Source organism: Shinella sp. GW821-FHT11G07, from assembly GCF_058808115.1.
Map to the genome: position 1 here is coordinate 146,200 of NZ_JBXARJ010000013.1, position 15,372 is coordinate 161,571.

Annotated in this window: 14 protein-coding genes; 12 read left to right on the forward strand and 2 right to left on the reverse strand. The window is 61.4% G+C overall.

Annotated elements, in window-relative coordinates:
• The first annotated feature begins 106 nt into the window (after positions 1-106).
• The 6 genes from flhA (at position 107) to AC1RT2_RS23745 (ending at position 5,088) form a co-directional block, all read left to right on the forward strand.
• Entirely contained in the window at positions 107-2,194 is a 2,088-nt protein-coding gene (flhA, locus tag AC1RT2_RS23720) for a flagellar biosynthesis protein FlhA (RefSeq protein WP_069059936.1), read from the forward strand.
• A complete protein-coding gene (gene fliR / locus AC1RT2_RS23725; RefSeq protein WP_069059935.1) occupies positions 2,191-2,946 on the forward strand; it encodes a flagellar biosynthetic protein FliR in 756 nt (251 codons plus the stop codon). Before flhA ends, fliR begins: the two co-directional genes overlap by 4 nt.
• 2 nt (positions 2,947-2,948) lie before the next feature.
• Complete coding sequence (locus AC1RT2_RS23730) at positions 2,949-3,347, forward strand: hypothetical protein (protein WP_069059934.1); 399 nt, start codon at positions 2,949-2,951, stop codon at positions 3,345-3,347.
• A 275-nt stretch (positions 3,348-3,622) separates the two neighbouring features.
• On the forward strand, positions 3,623-4,177 hold the full coding sequence (locus AC1RT2_RS23735; RefSeq protein WP_493105853.1) for a rod-binding protein: 555 nt from the start codon (positions 3,623-3,625) through the stop codon (positions 4,175-4,177).
• Between the two features lie 15 nt (positions 4,178-4,192).
• Complete coding sequence (locus AC1RT2_RS23740) at positions 4,193-4,561, forward strand: hypothetical protein (RefSeq protein WP_160857498.1); 369 nt, start codon at positions 4,193-4,195, stop codon at positions 4,559-4,561.
• A complete protein-coding gene (locus tag AC1RT2_RS23745) occupies positions 4,558-5,088 on the forward strand; it encodes a hypothetical protein (protein ID WP_493105855.1) in 531 nt (176 codons plus the stop codon). Before AC1RT2_RS23740 ends, AC1RT2_RS23745 begins: the two co-directional genes overlap by 4 nt.
• 49 nt (positions 5,089-5,137) lie before the next feature.
• Here the strand turns inward: AC1RT2_RS23745 and AC1RT2_RS23750 are convergent, their stop codons facing one another.
• A complete protein-coding gene (locus AC1RT2_RS23750) occupies positions 5,138-5,947 on the reverse strand; it encodes a WecB/TagA/CpsF family glycosyltransferase (RefSeq protein ID WP_069059930.1) in 810 nt (269 codons plus the stop codon).
• A 538-nt stretch (positions 5,948-6,485) separates the two neighbouring features.
• Here AC1RT2_RS23750 and folD point away from each other — a divergent pair.
• Positions 6,486-7,385, forward strand: a complete 900-nt coding sequence (gene folD / locus AC1RT2_RS23755) for a bifunctional methylenetetrahydrofolate dehydrogenase/methenyltetrahydrofolate cyclohydrolase FolD (protein ID WP_493105857.1) — start codon at positions 6,486-6,488, stop codon at positions 7,383-7,385.
• 69 nt (positions 7,386-7,454) lie between these two features.
• On the opposite strand, the gene AC1RT2_RS23760 is transcribed toward folD, so the two are convergent.
• Complete coding sequence (locus AC1RT2_RS23760; protein WP_493105859.1) at positions 7,455-8,483, reverse strand: LacI family DNA-binding transcriptional regulator; 1,029 nt, start codon at positions 8,481-8,483, stop codon at positions 7,455-7,457.
• A 317-nt stretch (positions 8,484-8,800) separates the two neighbouring features.
• Between AC1RT2_RS23760 and AC1RT2_RS23765 the strand changes: the two genes are divergently transcribed.
• From AC1RT2_RS23765 to AC1RT2_RS23785, 5 genes are all read left to right on the forward strand, one after another.
• Positions 8,801-10,141 (forward strand): ABC transporter substrate-binding protein, encoded by a 1,341-nt coding sequence (locus tag AC1RT2_RS23765; RefSeq protein WP_493105900.1) that lies wholly within the window; start codon positions 8,801-8,803, stop codon positions 10,139-10,141.
• 144 nt (positions 10,142-10,285) lie between these two features.
• Positions 10,286-11,296 carry a carbohydrate ABC transporter permease gene (locus AC1RT2_RS23770; protein WP_493105861.1) on the forward strand — a complete coding sequence of 337 codons (1,011 nt, stop codon included), beginning with the start codon at positions 10,286-10,288 and terminating at the stop codon, positions 11,294-11,296.
• Position 11,297: 1 nt separating this feature from the next.
• On the forward strand, positions 11,298-12,443 hold the full coding sequence (locus AC1RT2_RS23775) for a carbohydrate ABC transporter permease (protein WP_493105863.1): 1,146 nt from the start codon (positions 11,298-11,300) through the stop codon (positions 12,441-12,443).
• A gap of 83 nt (positions 12,444-12,526) precedes the next feature.
• Positions 12,527-14,179, forward strand: a complete 1,653-nt coding sequence (gene bglA / locus AC1RT2_RS23780; protein ID WP_493105865.1) for a beta-galactosidase BglA — start codon at positions 12,527-12,529, stop codon at positions 14,177-14,179.
• Positions 14,180-14,209: 30 nt separating this feature from the next.
• A complete protein-coding gene (locus tag AC1RT2_RS23785) occupies positions 14,210-15,301 on the forward strand; it encodes an ABC transporter ATP-binding protein (RefSeq protein WP_493105867.1) in 1,092 nt (363 codons plus the stop codon).
• The last annotated feature ends 71 nt before the right edge of the window (positions 15,302-15,372 follow it).

The following is a 15,372-nucleotide window of genomic DNA, read 5'->3' on the forward strand; positions in this document are numbered from 1 at the left end:
CGGTTTTCCCAACCTTCGCGCAAGCTTCGGCCTGTAGGTCATGGGGTGAAATGGGCGGTGCGTGTGACGCGCCGCAGCCTCTCATGACGAGACGGGAAGCATTCAGATGGCGCAAGTACCGGCAATCAATATTCCGAAGGTCAGCCCAAATGGCCGCGATATCGCGTTCGCCATCGGCATCCTGACGATCCTGTCGATCCTCTTCCTGCCGATTCCGCCCTTCCTGATCGATATCGGCCTGGCGTTTTCCATTGCTTTCTCCGTGCTGATCCTGATGGTTTCGCTGTGGATCCAGCGACCGCTCGAATTCTCGTCCTTCCCGACCGTGTTGCTGATCGCGACCATGATACGCCTCGCGCTCAACATCGCGACGACGCGCGTCATCCTTTCGCACGGCAACGAGGGGCATGACGCGGCGGGTGGCGTGATCGCCGGTTTTGCCAGCCTCGTCATGTCCGGTGACTTCGTCATCGGTATCATCGTCTTCATGATCCTCATCGTGGTGAACTTCATCGTCATCACCAAGGGTGCGACGCGTATCGCGGAAGTCGGCGCGCGTTTCACCCTTGACGCCATCCCCGGCAAGCAGATGTCGATCGACGCCGACCTCTCCGCCGGCCTCATCGACGAGAAGCAGGCGCAGCTGCGCCGCCGCGAGCTGGAAGAGGAAAGCTCCTTCTTCGGTTCGATGGACGGTGCGTCGAAGTTCGTGCGCGGCGATGCGATCGCCGGCCTGCTCATCACCGCCATCAACGTCTTCGGCGGCATCATCATCGGTTATTTCCGCCACGGCATGGAGCTCGGCGAGGCGGCTGACGTCTTCGTCAAGCTGTCCGTCGGCGACGGTCTGGTTTCGCAGATTCCGGCCCTCATCGTTTCGCTTGCCGCCGGCCTTATCGTTTCGCGCGGCGGCACCGCCGGCTCCACAGACCAGGCCGTCGTCAACCAGCTCTCTGGCTACCCGCGCGCGCTGTTCGTTGCGTCCGGCCTGATGATGCTGCTGGCCGTCATTCCAGGTCTGCCGTTCTTCCCCTTCATGGCGCTGGGCGGCCTCATGGCCTTCGGCGCCTGGGTCATCCCGCGCCGTATCGAAGCGGAAAACCGCATCAAGCGTGATCAGGAGGCCCAGCAGGTCCAGCAGACGCGCGATCAGGAGAAGGATTCGGTCAAGTCGGTGCTGAAGACCGCTGAAATAGAGCTCCTGCTCGGCAAGCAGGTCTCCACGCGCCTGCTCGGCGCCCACCAGGAGCTTGCCTTCCGCGTCGGCAAGATGCGCAAGAAGTTCGCCGGGCAATACGGCTTCGTCGTGCCGGAAATCAAGGTCTCCGACGACATCTCGATCCCCGACAAGTCTTACCAGATCCGCATTCACGGCACGACGATCGCATCGAACATCGTGCGTGTCGGTGAAGTGCTGGTCGTCACCGGCGGCGGCCGCAAGCCGAGCGTACCGGGCGACGATATCCGCGAACCCGCTTTCGGCATGCCGGCCGTCTCGATCCTCGAAACCTTTGCCGACGACCTGCGCCGCGAAGGCTTCCACCCGATCGACAACGTGTCGGTGGTGCTGACGCATCTGTCCGAAGTCATCCGCAACAACCTGCCGCAGCTTCTGTCCTACAAGGACGTCAAGGTGCTGATCGAGCGTCTCGATCCGGAATACCGCAAGCTTGCCGACGAGATCTGCTCGTCGCACATGTCCTATTCCGGCCTGCAGGCCGTGCTGAAGCTGCTGCTCGCCGAGCGCGTCTCCATCCGCAACCTGCATCTCATTCTGGAAGCGGTTGCCGAACTGGCGCCGCATGTCCGCAAGACCGAGCAGATCGTCGAACATGTCCGTATCCGCATGGCGCAGCAGATCTGCGGCGACCTCACGGACAATGGCGTGCTGCCTGTGCTGCGCCTCGGCAACAAGTGGGACATGGTCTTCCACCAGGCGCTGAAGCGCGATTCGAAGGGCGAAATCGTCGAGTTCGATATCGATCCGCGCCAACTCGAAGAGTTTTCCGAGCAGGCGACCCGGGTTATCCGCGAGTTTCTCGACCGCGGCACCCCGTTTGTACTGGTCACGTCGCCCGAATCCCGCTCTTATGTACGCATGATCATCGAGCGCCTCTTCGCCACATTGCCGGTTCTCTCGCATGTCGAGCTCGCCAAGGGCATCGAGATCAAGATCCTCGGCTCCATTTCATGATAACGGATCCGCAGGGCACGGTATTGGCGCTGTTCGCCGCCTTTTGCCGTGTCGGCGGGTGTTTCATGCTGCTGCCGGGTTTTTCCTCGGCGCGCCTTTCCGTGCAGATCCGGCTTCTCCTGGCGGTGGCGATCTCCATGGGCGTGCTGCCGATCCTGTGGGATACGATCTATCCGCGTGCATCATCGGGCTCGATTGCCAGCTACCTGACGCTGATCGTCTTCGAGACGCTGACCGGCGCGGTCATCGGCCTCATCGCCCGCTACTACGTGCTCGGCCTGCAATTCGCCGGCACGGTGCTGACCATGATGATGGGCTTCAACGCGCCGCCGACGCCGGACGTGCTGGAAGACACCGCCGAAAACCAGCTGACGAACCTGCTGTCTTTTGCCGGCCTGCTGGTGCTCTTCATGCTGGATTTCCACCACGTCGTTCTCAGGGCGCTGATCGAATCCTACAACGTCATGCCGCTCGGTGCGGGCTTCAATCCGCAGAGCGCGCTGATCACACTCACCGATACGCTGAGCCAGACCTTCATGATCATGCTCAGGCTGGCGAGCCCCTTCATTCTCTACGGTCTGGTGTTCAACGTCTCCGTTGGCCTCGTCAACAAGCTGGCGCCGCAGATCCCGATCTACTTCGTCTCGCTGCCCTTCATCATCATGGGCGGCCTGTTCCTGCTCTATTTCGGCGTTTCCTCGCTGCTCGAGATTTTCGCGGCAGGCTTCATTCCGGTCTTCAGGGGAGAGTGACGATGGCGCAAAGCCGTTCCGAAAAGCTGAAACGCCTCGTCAACGTGCAGCGCCATCTCGAGAAGATGGCGGAGATTGATCTGGCCAGCACCACCCGCCAGCGCGAGGAGGTGGCCCAGACCATGGATGCCGTCGCCGAGGCGATCAATTCGCTCAATCCGGTGCACAGAAGCTTTTCCAAGCACTATTCCAGCCAGCACAGCAAACTGCAGCAACAGGACCAGATGCTGGCCAACGTGCAGCAGATGCACGAGATGCGCGTGGTGCGTGAACGCACCAAGGGCGACCGCATGGACGAGCACAGGAAAGAAGCCCGCAGCGCCGAGGATCGCGAGGCTGCGGACGACGCGATCTACGATCTCATCGATCAGCACATCGCTTACAAGGGCAACGCTGAATAAGGTTTTCTGCAAGCTCCTGTAAGACAAGGCGATTTACCGACGCCTTATCAAGCTTGCGTCAAAATGGATTTCGCTGCTGCCCTCGTCACGGCATCGTCATTTGCCACCAGCCTCCCGTAAGGTTGAGCAGCGATAGTCGCATCCGGACGATGAAGAGGTTTACCGAAGCGGCCGCTTGTGTGGCGCGGGCAAACCGGATGTCCAAACAGTCAGAAGCCGGCGAACCGCCATGAGGACGGGTCCGGCGCGCAGGATTCACCTGAAAGGCTCTAGACGTGGCAATTTCTCCCCCCAGTGATCTGGTGCTCGATGTCGTGCGCGCTGCCGATCCGACCCTGGTTCAGGAAGCGCAGGCGAAGCTGAAATCGAACAAGGCCGCCTTCGAGGCGACGAGCCTTGCCGAAGCGGGCGCCGGTTTCCAGGCCGCCGTCGGCATTCTCAACCGGGATTCGGCGAGTAGCCATGCGTCTGCCGGCGTTTCCGCCGTGGGCGGCAAGGTCGTGCCGGAACATATGCGCAAGTTCGAAACCATGGTTTTGCAGAATTTCGTGAAATCCATGATGCCGGCCGAAAGCGAAGAGATTTACGGCAAGGGCACAGCCGGCGAGATGTGGCGCGGCATGATGGCCGACCAGCTCGGCGAAGCGCTATCCAAGGGCGGCGGCATCGGCATTGCCGAAAGCCTTGCCAAGAGCAGCGGCCTCGGCGCCGCTTCTCCCGAAAAGGACAAGAATACCGACCGTGTCGCCACCGGCATGGTTGATGCTCTGCAGCGCAAGGTCTTCGCCGATCTGACGCCGGGCATCAACGAACAAGACACCAAAGCGTAAGCGGAGAACAACAAAATGGAACAGGCTAGCAACGAAATCCGAATCCGCACCGTCCTTGGCCGGCTTGAGACGATCATCGACAACGAGAACGACAATATAGGCAACGATCCCGAATTCGACCTGCCGACCTCGAACGCCCACAAGAGCCGCTGCCTCTATGAACTCTCCATGCTGACGCGCGACGTGCGTCCTGACGAGGTTCCGGCCAGCTTCTCGCCGCAGCTCGGCCGCGTGCGTGAAAAGCTCGCCACCAATGCGCAGCGCGTGTCCGCCCATCTGGACGCCGTGCGTGAAGTGGTCACCATCCTGAAGAATGCGGTGCAGGACCTCGAGGCTGACGGCACCTACTCGCAGGAACAGTTCCGGCTGGGCTACGGCACATGATCAAGCTCATCGGCACCGGCGTCTGGATCCTCGTCATCACGCTTGCCTCGGTCTATTTCTCATTGAAGATGGCCTCGGCACCCAAGGTGGATACGGAAGCCGCCGCGCGCGAGGCCGCGATGGAGTTCGTGACGGGCTATACGACGACCGTGCCGGTGATCGGCGAGGGTGGCGTCCATGGCTACCTGCTGACCAAACTCGCCTACAAGGCCAACAAGGAGCTTGCCGCAAAGCAGGTCGTGCCTTTGCCACAGATGATCACCGACGAGCTTTACACGCTGCTCGTCGGCAAGAAGATGATCGACGTGGCGGACACCGGAAGTTTCGATCTCGACGCTTTTCGCGGCGTTGTGAAAGAAGGGTTGAACCGTCGGTTTGGCGCCGAAGTCATCGCCGAGGTCTATGTCGAGCAGATCGACTACATTACCACCGCTTCGGTGCAGGATCCGGCGCCCAAGAAAGGCGTGAACCTCCTCAAGGGCGAGGTTCCGGCCGGCCAGCAGACGGAAAAAAGCGGCGGGCACTGAAGCCCGCCGTTCTTATGACGCATGACTATCTTCGGGAAAGCCGGCTGCTTCAGAGCAGGCCGGCTTTTGCCGTATCGTCCTGGCGACGCTTCACCACCATCCCCGACAGTTTGTAGCGCATGACGTGATACAGGAAGACCGGGTTGCCGAGAATGTAGCGCCGCCACAGCCGTGTCGGCTCCTGGAGGAGCCGGTAGAGCCATTCGAGCCGGAGCCGGCGGATGCCGAGCGGTGCCCGCCGTACGTCGCCGGCAACGAAATCGAAAAGCGCGCCGACGCTGAGAACCAGCCGTGCATGGCCGGGGCCGACATGCCGGTCGATCCATTTTTCCTGCGCAGGACTGCCCATGGCAACCAGCAGGATGTCTACCTTGGCGTCGCGAACCTGCTCCATGATCTCGTCGGACTTTTCCCGGTCGAAGAAGCCGTCGGAAATCGGGATGAATTCGTGCCAGGGGGCGTGTTGGCGGAAGTTTTCTGCAGCGCGCATCAACGTCGACTTGCGGGTGCCGATCAGGGCGACGCGCATCGGGCGGGTGATATAGGTCAGCAGTGCCGGCACGAAATCCGTGCCGTTGAGGTTTGCCGGAAACTTGCGGCCATGGAACACCATGGAGGCGATGTCGACGCCGTGGCCGTCCGGGAAGACGACCTGCCGTTCGAGCACGGCGCGGTAGTCCGGGTCGCGCATCATCAGGTTGGCATTGTTGGCGTTGATGAAGGCGATGACGGTCTGGCCGAAGGGCATGGTCGCGACCTCTTCGGCAAAGGCGAAGGCGTCGGCCCAATCCAGTTCGCAGACCGGCAGACCCAGAATGTCACGCTGCGAGGCGACGATGTTACCTGACGCGAGGTTCATGGCAGAGTTCCTTGTACCGCGACCGCAAGCGCAGGAAGGCCAGCCCCGACGACCATCATGGTCTGCCGGGCAGTGCATTCGATGAATAGAGTGGGAAAGGGCTTCATGCTGCTCCCGCAATGCTTGTGCTGCTGTCAGCGGATTTAGCAATTCCCCCTGAAAGGGCTTTTAAGGAATTCTTTAAAAGGTCGGCGACCCCATTCACGGTGTGCTAACCATGCGGGTTTTCAGATATGTAAACCATTGATATATATTGAAATTATAGGGGCGCCATGGACGTCAATCACCTATCTAGGCGCGAAAATATTTGCACGCCGTGCTTCAAAAAAGGACTCTTTCTTCGCCTTGAAAGGTTCCTTCATGCCACCGCAGTGCCCTGTCATGGCTGACAGGAAAGCGGGTGTTAATAAATTGGGCAGGTTGTTTCCGGCGGGAGGCGCTTGAAATTATCCGTTTTGGACAGCATAGGGCGTTAAAAGGCCATTCCGTCGCGCGGCCGCTCCGATAGAGTGGTCGCACCGCATTCAGGGAGAGAAATGTGACCACCATTATCGATGGGAAGCAGGTTGCCGCTTCCGTGATTGACACTGTGAAGTCCGCAACCGCCACCCTGGAGAAGGAGACGGGGGTAAAACCCGGTCTCGCCGTCGTCATCGTCGGTGATGATCCGGCAAGCCACGCCTATGTCTCTTCCAAGAGCCGCATGGCCAAGGAATGCGGCTTCACCTCCATCCAGCACACGCTGCCGGAGGAGACGACACAGGAAGAACTCGCCCAACTCGTCGAGACGCTGAATGCCGACGAGACCGTTCACGGCATCCTCGTTCAGCTGCCTTTGCCGAAACATCTGAATTCCGATCCGATCATCCAGTCGATCAAGCCGGAGAAGGACGTCGACGGCCTGCATGTCGTCAATGCCGGCAAGCTGGCGACTGGTGATCTCGATGGCGGCCTCGTCTCCTGCACGCCGGCCGGTGCCATGGTCTTCGTGCGCCGCACACACGGCAACGATCTTTCCGGCCTGAATGCCGTGGTGGTCGGCCGTTCCAATCTCTTCGGCAAGCCGATGTCTGCATTGCTGCTTGCGGCGAACGCGACCGTCACGACCGCCCATTCGCGCACCAAGGACCTCGCCGCCGTCTGCCGCACTGCCGATATCCTGGTCGCTGCCGTCGGTCGCCCGGAAATGGTGAAGGTCGATTGGGTAAAGCCAGGCGCGACCGTTATCGACGTCGGCATCAACCGCATTCCGGCACCGGAGAAGGGCGAGGGCAAGTCGCGCATGGTGGGCGACGTCGCCTTCGACGAATGCGCCAAGGTTGCCGGTGCCATCACGCCCGTCCCTGGTGGTGTCGGCCCGATGACCATCGCCATGCTGATGGCCAACACCGTGATCGCCGCTTACCGCAAGGCCGGCAACGCGCCGCCGAAGTTCTGAGGAGAACAGGTCCCGCTAGAGGTTTGCAAACCTCGAATGCAGTTCCGAGGCGCCCGACGGGCACCTTTTTCATTTCCCGGCCGGCGCTGGCCCGGTCGAGGCGCGCACGATCAGGTCGGTCTTCCACAATTCCTGCTGCGGCAGCGTCTCGATCTGGAGGATGCCGGCGATCAGGCGGCGGGCGATGCGCTGGCCGGCGGCGCGTAGCGACGAGCGGGTCGTCGTCAGCGGCACCATGAAGTTCTCCGGCTTCAGCATCGGCAGGACGTCGTCGTGGGCGATCAGGGAAATGTCCTCGCCGAGCTTCAGCCCCGCCTGGTTGATTGCCCGCACGGCGCCGAGCGCCAGAACCGTACTGGAACAGAGCACGGCCGTCGGCGGTGTTTCGAGCCGCAGAAAGCGCTCCATGGCGTGAAAACCGTGTTCGTCCGTCATCTGCGAATGCTGTACGCAGTCCTCGCGCAGCACGAGGCCCTGCTCGGCAAGCGCCAGCGCGGTGCCTTTCTTGCGGCGGATCGAGAAGGCGAGATAGTCCGGGCCGTTGAGCAGCGCGAAATGCCGGTGGCCGAGTTGCACGAGCAGACGCGCGGCATCGTAGAAGGCGCCGGTATTGTCGATGTCGAGGAACGGATAGTCGTTCGGCACGCCGATCGAGCGGCCATGCACGACGAACGGTGTCTTCAGCGTCTTCATCATCGCGATGCGCGGATCCTTCTCGCGCATATAGGCGAGGAAGAGGGCGTCCACATTGCCGCTTGCGACCAGCCGCCGGCAGGTCGCCACCTCTTCGTCCGGATGGCTCGGATTGATGACGAAATGAAAGTCGTGCTTGACCGCCTCGTCGCCGAGGCCCGCCAGGAATTCACCGAAATGCACGTCTGACTCGATGCCATCCGCTGTCGGCATGACGAGGCCGATCGAGCCCGCACGACCCGTTGCAAGCCTCTGGGCAGCACGGTTCGGCCGGTATCCGGTCTCCCGGACGGCATCGAGCACGCGCTGGCGCGTTTCCGCGTTGACTTCCGGATATCCGTTCAGTGCCCTGCTCACGGTTGTCTGAGACAGGCCCAGCAACTGCGATAATTGCTTGAGATTCACATGCTTAGCTTTCTTGAAACAGCCGAAGCGCTTTGAATGTCGAGGTTTATTTTTGTCCAAAGCGTTTTGGCATCTAGCATCAGCAAATCCTTGAGGAAAAGCGGATTTGACCGTTTTGCGCCGCAAAACTACGCTGCACCGCGTCATGATTGGCGATTTCGCACCGAATCGATTCGGGGGACTTGACGAGGGCGAGGGGGAAATGGGATGAAAGGAAATCCAAAGCGCTTTGAATTTTGGGGTATTTTAGAGAATGCCTGCCCCGGGAGAGGGCGGGTTTGCTATGGGAGGCAAATCAGGTGAAAAAGACGTTTTTGATGACGGCTGCCCTCGCACTTTTGATGGCGGGTGGCGCTGCTGCGGCTGATCTGAAGTTCAAGCCCGGCGAAGATTCCAAGTTCAACTGGCAAAGTTTTGAAGATTTCAAGAAGGGCCATGACCTCAAGGGCCAGACGCTGACCATTTTCGGCCCCTGGCGCGGTGAGGACGAGGCGCTCTTCAAGATCGTCTACGCCTATTTCACCGAGGCGACGGGCGTCGAGATCAAGTACTCCTCCTCGGAAAACTACGAACAGCAGATCGTCATCGACACGCAGGCCGGCAGCCCGCCGGATGTCGCCATCCTCCCGCAGCCCGGCCTGATCGCCGACCTCGCCTCCAAGGGTTATCTCTCGCCGCTCGGTGACGAGACCCAGAAATGGCTGCTCGACAATTACGCCGCCGGCCAGTCCTGGGTCGATCTTTCGACCTACAAGGGCAAGGACGGCAACGCAGCGCTTTTCGCCTTCCCCTACAAGATCGACGTAAAGTCGCTCGTCTGGTACGTGCCGGAAAACTTTGAAGACGCCGGCTACGAAGTGCCGAAGACCATGGAAGACCTGAAGGCGCTGACCGAGCAGATCGTCGCCGATGGCGGCACGCCCTGGTGTATTGGCCTGGGCTCCGGCGGTGCCACCGGCTGGCCGGCGACCGACTGGGTCGAAGACCTGATGTTGCGCACGGCAACACCGGAAACCTACGACAAGTGGGTCACCAACCAGATCCCGTTCACCGATGCCGCCGTGACCGGTGCACTCGATGAATTCGGCTGGTTCGCCAAGAACGACAAGTTTGTCGATGGCGGGGCGGCGGCCGTTGCCTCCACGGACTTCCGCGACAGCCCGAAGGGTCTCTTCGCTTCTCCGCCGAAGTGCTACCTGCACCACCAGGCGTCGTTCATCCCGTCCTTCTTCCCGGAAGGCACGGTCGTCGGCGAGGATGCGGACTTCTTCTACATGCCGCCCTATGCCAGCAAGCCGGAACTCGGCAACCCGGTTCTCGGTGCCGGCACGCTCGCCATGATCACCAAGGACACGCCGGCCGCCCGCGCCTTCATCGAGTTCCTCAAGACGCCGATCGCGCATGAGGTCTGGATGGCGCAGACGAGCTTCCTGACGCCGTACAAGAGCGCCAATCCGGAAGCCTATGCCAACGCGCCGATGAAGAAGCAGGGCGAAATCCTGCTCAATTCAACGACGTTCCGCTTCGACGGTTCGGACCTGATGCCGGGCAAGATCGGTGCGGGCGCGTTCTGGACCGGCATGATCGACTTCGTTGGCGGCAAGTCCGCGGCCGATGTCGCAGCCGGTGTCCAGAAGTCTTGGGACGCAATCAAGTAAAATCTGGCGAACCGGCCGGTATTTGCCGGCCGGTTTTCCTGAAGCATGCCGAAGTGCAGCCGGACCACGCGGTGCAACGCCGCGTGAATGATCGACTGACCCCTGAAGGTCCATCGGGGGAAGCATTCCTGGGGAGGAACTTCCGTGCAGCAACTGTTATTCGCCATTTTCACGATGGTGGGCGGCGTACTCGCCTGCGTCGTCTATTTCTTCGGAACGAACTGGCTGCTCGACAAGCTGTTCCCCTCCAAGGGGCTGACCGGCGCCAAGGCCTCGAAGAACCTGCGCATCACCAATGCGATCCGGCCCTGGCTGTTCATGGCGCCTGCGCTTTTCGCGCTGACGATCTATCTCGTCTACCCCGTCTTCGAATCCGTGCGGCTCGCCTTCCATGACCGCACCGGCCAGCAATTTGTCGGTTTCAGCAACTTTGCCTGGATGATCAACGACGGCGAATTCCGCCAGTCGATCTTCAACAACTTCCTCTGGCTGCTCGTCGTGCCGGCGCTCGCCACCTTCTTCGGTCTCGTCATCGCAGCGCTGACGGACCGTATCTGGTGGGGCAATATTGCGAAAACCCTGATCTTCATGCCGATGGCGATCTCCTTCGTCGGCGCCGCCGTCATCTGGAAATTCGTCTATGACTACCGCGCCGAAGGGTCCGAGCAGATCGGCATCCTGAACGCCATCGTCGTCGCCTTCGGCGGTGCGCCGGAAGCCTGGATGACCATTCCGTTCTGGAACAACTTCTTCCTCATGGTCATCCTGATCTGGATCCAGACCGGTTTCGCCATGGTGATCCTCTCGGCCGCACTGCGCGGCATTCCGGAGGAGACCATCGAGGCCGCCGTCATCGATGGTGCCAACGGCTTCCAGATATTCTTCAAGATCATGGTGCCGCAGATCTGGGGCACGATCGCCGTGGTCTGGACGACGATCACCATTCTGGTGCTCAAGGTCTTCGACATCGTGCTCGCCATGACGAACGGACAGTGGCAGACGCAGGTTCTGGCGAACCTGATGTTCGACTGGATGTTCCGCGGCGGCGGTGATTTCGGGCGCGGCGCGGCCATTGCCGTGGTCATCATGATCCTCGTCATCCCGATCATGATCTGGAACATCCGCAACGCCACCAAGGAAATGGAGGGCCATTGAGATGATTGCTTCGTCCCGTTCGCCGCTCATCTTCGTCGTCCATCTTTCCGTCCTCCTTCTGGTGGCGCTCTGGACGCTGCCCACGGCCGGCCTGCTGATCTCGTCGCTGCGCGACAAGGACCAGCTCGCCGTCTCCGGCTGGTGGACAGCGCTCTCCACCTCCTCGCAGAACATGACTGGCCGCGCTGCCTCGCCGGAGGCGCAGGTCGAGCGTGACGGCAAGTTCGTCATCAGCGGCAATCTGGTGGAAGGCGACACGGCGAAAGTCTCCGCCTTCGGCTTCCGTCCGATGCAGCCGGCAGCCTTCGAGCCCGGCAAGCCGGCCGATATCGGCGACGGCCAGACTTTGACCGTCAACGAGGACGGCAGCTATGAAATCGTCTCGCCGACGAAGATGGAAGGCACGCGCGGCCAGCGTATCTTCTATACGGCCTCCGTGCCGCCGCGCTTCACGCTCGACAACTACCGTGAAGTGCTGAACGCCGAAGGCATCGGCGCCTCCTTCATCAACTCGCTGACGGTGGCGATCCCCGCCACGATCATCCCGATCCTCGTCGCCGCCTTCTGCGCCTATGCGCTCGCCTGGATGCCGTTCCCGGGCCGGGCGATCCTGATCGCGGTCATCGTCGGCCTGCTCGTCGTGCCGTTGCAAATGTCGCTGATCCCGCTGCTCCGGCTCTATAACGGTGTCGGCGCCTTCTTCGGCGTACCCGCAAAAACCTATGTCGGCATCTGGCTCGCCCATATGGGCTTCGGCCTGCCGCTCGCCGTCTACCTGCTGCGCAACTACATGGCCGGCCTGCCGCGCGAAATCATGGAATCCGCCCGCGTCGATGGCGCCAGCGATTTCGACATCTTCGTGAAGATCATCCTGCCGTTGTCCTTCCCGGCACTCGCCTCCTTCGCCATCTTCCAGTTCCTGTGGACCTGGAACGACCTGCTCGTCGCCATGGTCTTCCTGGGTGCCGGCAATGAGGAACTGGTGCTGACCGGGCGTCTCGTGAACCTGCTCGGCTCGCGTGGTGGCAATTGGGAAATCCTCACGGCCTCCGCCTTCATCACCATTATCGTCCCCCTCATCGTCTTCTTCAGCCTGCAGCGCTTCCTCGTGCGCGGCCTGCTGGCGGGGTCGGTCAAGGGTGGCTGACAAAGCAATTCCAGCAAAAGTGCGAAGCGGTTTTGCGTCCGGGATTGTGCAAAGAAAAGACTTTCGCAACAGGAAAATCGAGAATGACGACGTTGGATTCCACTCTTCTCCAGCCGGACAAGGACTGGTGGCGCGGCGCGGTGATCTACCAGATCTACCCACGCTCCTTCCAGGACACCAACGGCGACGGGATCGGCGATCTGCGGGGCATCACCGAGCGCCTCGCCCATGTCGCCTCCCTCGGGGCGGATGCGATCTGGATCTCGCCGTTCTTCACATCGCCGATGAAGGATTTCGGCTACGACGTCTCGGACTATCAGGACGTCGACCCGATCTTCGGCGTGCTGGCCGATTTCGACGCGCTGATTGCCGAGGCCCATCGCCTCAACATCCGCGTGATGATCGACCTCGTCCTGTCGCACACGTCCGACAAACACCCCTGGTTCGTGGAAAGTCGCTCCCGGCGCACCAACCCGCGGGCGGAGTGGTATGTCTGGGCGGATTCCAAGCCGGATGGCACGCCGCCGAACAACTGGCTGTCGATCTTCGGCGGCTCCGCCTGGCAGTGGGATCCGACCCGCCTGCAATATTACATGCACAATTTCCTGACCTCCCAGCCGGACCTCAACCTGCACAATCCGGAGGTTCAGGACGCGCTGCTCTCGGTCGCCCGCTTCTGGCTGGAGCGCGGCGTCGATGGCTTCCGCCTCGACACGATCAATTTCTACTTCCACGACAAGGAACTGCGCGACAACCCGTCGCTCGCTCCCGAGCGCCGCAATGCGCAGACCGCACCGGCCGTGAACCCCTATAACTACCAGGAACATCTCTACGACAAGAACCAGCCGGAGAACCTCGACTTCCTCAAGCGTTTCCGCGCGGTCATGGAAGAGTTCCCGGCGATTGCCGCCGTCGGCGAAGTCGGCGACAGCCAGCGTGGCCTGGAGATCGCCGGCGAGTACACTTCCGGCGGCGACAAGATGCACATGTGTTATGCCTTCGAATTCCTCGCGCCCGATCCGCTGACGCCGGCCTTCGTCGCCGAAACGCAGCATGCGCTGGAAAAGGCGGCACCCGAGGGCTGGGTCTGCTGGGCTTTCTCGAACCACGACGTGATGCGCCATGTCAGCCGTTGGGGCAACGCGGTTACCGATCATGAAGCCCATGCCAAGCTGCTCGCCAGCCTGCTCATGTCATTGCGCGGCTCGGTCTGCATCTACCAGGGTGAGGAACTTGCCCTGCCGGAAGCCGAGCTCGCCTATGAGGATCTTCAGGATCCCTACGGAATCCAGTTCTGGCCGGACTTCAAGGGACGCGACGGCTGCCGCACGCCAATGGTCTGGGACGGTCGCCAGCAATCCGGCGGTTTCAGCCTTGGTAAGCCTTGGCTTCCGGTTTCGCCGGCCCATCTGGAGCGTGCCGTCAACGTGCAGGACGGCGATGACGCCTCGGTGCTGGCGCATTACCGGCGTTTCCTCGCCTTCCGCAAGGAGCACGTGGCGCTCGTCAAGGGCGAGATCCAGTTCCATTCGGCAGAGGGCGCGATCCTCTCCTTCGTGCGCACGCACGGCAATGAAAAGGTGTTCTGCGCCTTCAACATGAGCCCGATCGCCCGCCTCGCCGATCTGCCTGCCGGCACGTTGGAAGCGCTGGAAGGTCATGGCTTCGACAGCATCATGCATGAGGAAAATATAGAACTTCCGGCCTGGAGCGGGTTTTTCGCCCGCTTCGCTTGATCGGTCAAAACGTAAAAAGGGGAGAGAGACATGACAGGGCTGGTGCTCAAGGATATCCGCAAATCCTACGGCGCAGTGGACGTGATCCACGGCATCGATCTCGATATCAAGCAGGGTGAGTTCATCGTCTTCGTCGGCCCGTCCGGCTGCGGCAAGTCGACTCTCCTGCGCATGATCGCCGGTCTGGAGGAGATCAGCGGCGGTGACATGATGATCGATGGCGAGCGCGTCAACGACGTGCCGCCGTCGAAGCGCGGCATCGCCATGGTGTTCCAGTCCTATGCGCTCTACCCGCACATGACCGTCTACGACAACATGGCCTTCGGCATGCGCATCGCGGGAGAAGCCAAGGAAGAGATCGACCGGCGCGTGCGCGCGGCGGGCGAGGTCCTCCAGCTCACCAAATATCTCGACCGCCTGCCCAAGGCGCTTTCCGGTGGCCAGCGCCAGCGCGTGGCGATCGGCCGTGCCATCTGCCGCGATCCCAAGGTCTTCCTGTTCGACGAGCCGTTGTCGAACCTCGACGCGGCGCTGCGCGTCGCGACCCGTATCGAGATCGCCAAGCTTTCCGAGCAGATGGCAGACACGACGATGATCTACGTGACGCACGACCAAGTGGAGGCGATGACGCTTGCCGACCGCATCGTCGTGCTGTCGGCCGGCCATATCGAGCAGGTCGGCCCGCCGCTCGAACTCTATGAGCGTCCGGCAAACCTCTTCGTCGCCCGCTTCATCGGCTCGCCGGCCATGAACATCATTCCAGCCAAGATCACTGCGGCAGGGACAACGACCACGCTGGAACTGACCGGTGGGCGGACTTCGAGCGTCGATATCGCGACGAGCGCCTCCGAGGTGGGCAAGCCGGCAAGTTTTGGCGTGCGCCCGGAGGATCTCCAGATCTCGACCGGCGACGACTTCCTCTTCGAGGGCACGGTGGCGATCGTCGAGGCGCTCGGCGAAGTGACGCTTCTCTATATCGAGGGCCTCGTGCAGGGCGAGCCGATCATCGCCAAGATCCCCGGCATCCTCGACGTCAAGCGTGGCGCCAAGGTCCGCTTCACGGCGGACAGGGCGAAGCTGCATCTCTTCGATGCCGCCGGCCAGAGCTATCGCGCGTCCTGAAGCAAATCGGCTGAGCGGCAGGATTTTGCCTTGCCGCTCAACCCGATGTTAAGCGTTGCTCGCCTAGGTTT

What these genes read in the sequence shown, in the direction of transcription:
- flhA (WP_069059936.1), top strand. Translation starts at nt 107, where the DNA reads ATGGCGCAAGTACCGGCAATCAATATTCCGAAGGTCAGCCCAAATGGC.
- fliR (WP_069059935.1), top strand. Translation starts at nt 2,191, where the DNA reads ATGATAACGGATCCGCAGGGCACGGTATTGGCGCTGTTCGCCGCCTTT.
- AC1RT2_RS23730 (WP_069059934.1), top strand. Translation starts at nt 2,949, where the DNA reads ATGGCGCAAAGCCGTTCCGAAAAGCTGAAACGCCTCGTCAACGTGCAG.
- AC1RT2_RS23740 (WP_160857498.1), top strand. Translation starts at nt 4,193, where the DNA reads ATGGAACAGGCTAGCAACGAAATCCGAATCCGCACCGTCCTTGGCCGG.
- AC1RT2_RS23745 (WP_493105855.1), top strand. Translation starts at nt 4,558, where the DNA reads ATGATCAAGCTCATCGGCACCGGCGTCTGGATCCTCGTCATCACGCTT.
- AC1RT2_RS23750 (WP_069059930.1), bottom strand. Translation starts at nt 5,947, where the DNA reads ATGAACCTCGCGTCAGGTAACATCGTCGCCTCGCAGCGTGACATTCTG.
- AC1RT2_RS23765 (WP_493105900.1), top strand. Translation starts at nt 8,801, where the DNA reads ATGACGGCTGCCCTCGCACTTTTGATGGCGGGTGGCGCTGCTGCGGCT.
- AC1RT2_RS23775 (WP_493105863.1), top strand. Translation starts at nt 11,298, where the DNA reads ATGATTGCTTCGTCCCGTTCGCCGCTCATCTTCGTCGTCCATCTTTCC.
- bglA (WP_493105865.1), top strand. Translation starts at nt 12,527, where the DNA reads ATGACGACGTTGGATTCCACTCTTCTCCAGCCGGACAAGGACTGGTGG.
- AC1RT2_RS23785 (WP_493105867.1), top strand. Translation starts at nt 14,210, where the DNA reads ATGACAGGGCTGGTGCTCAAGGATATCCGCAAATCCTACGGCGCAGTG.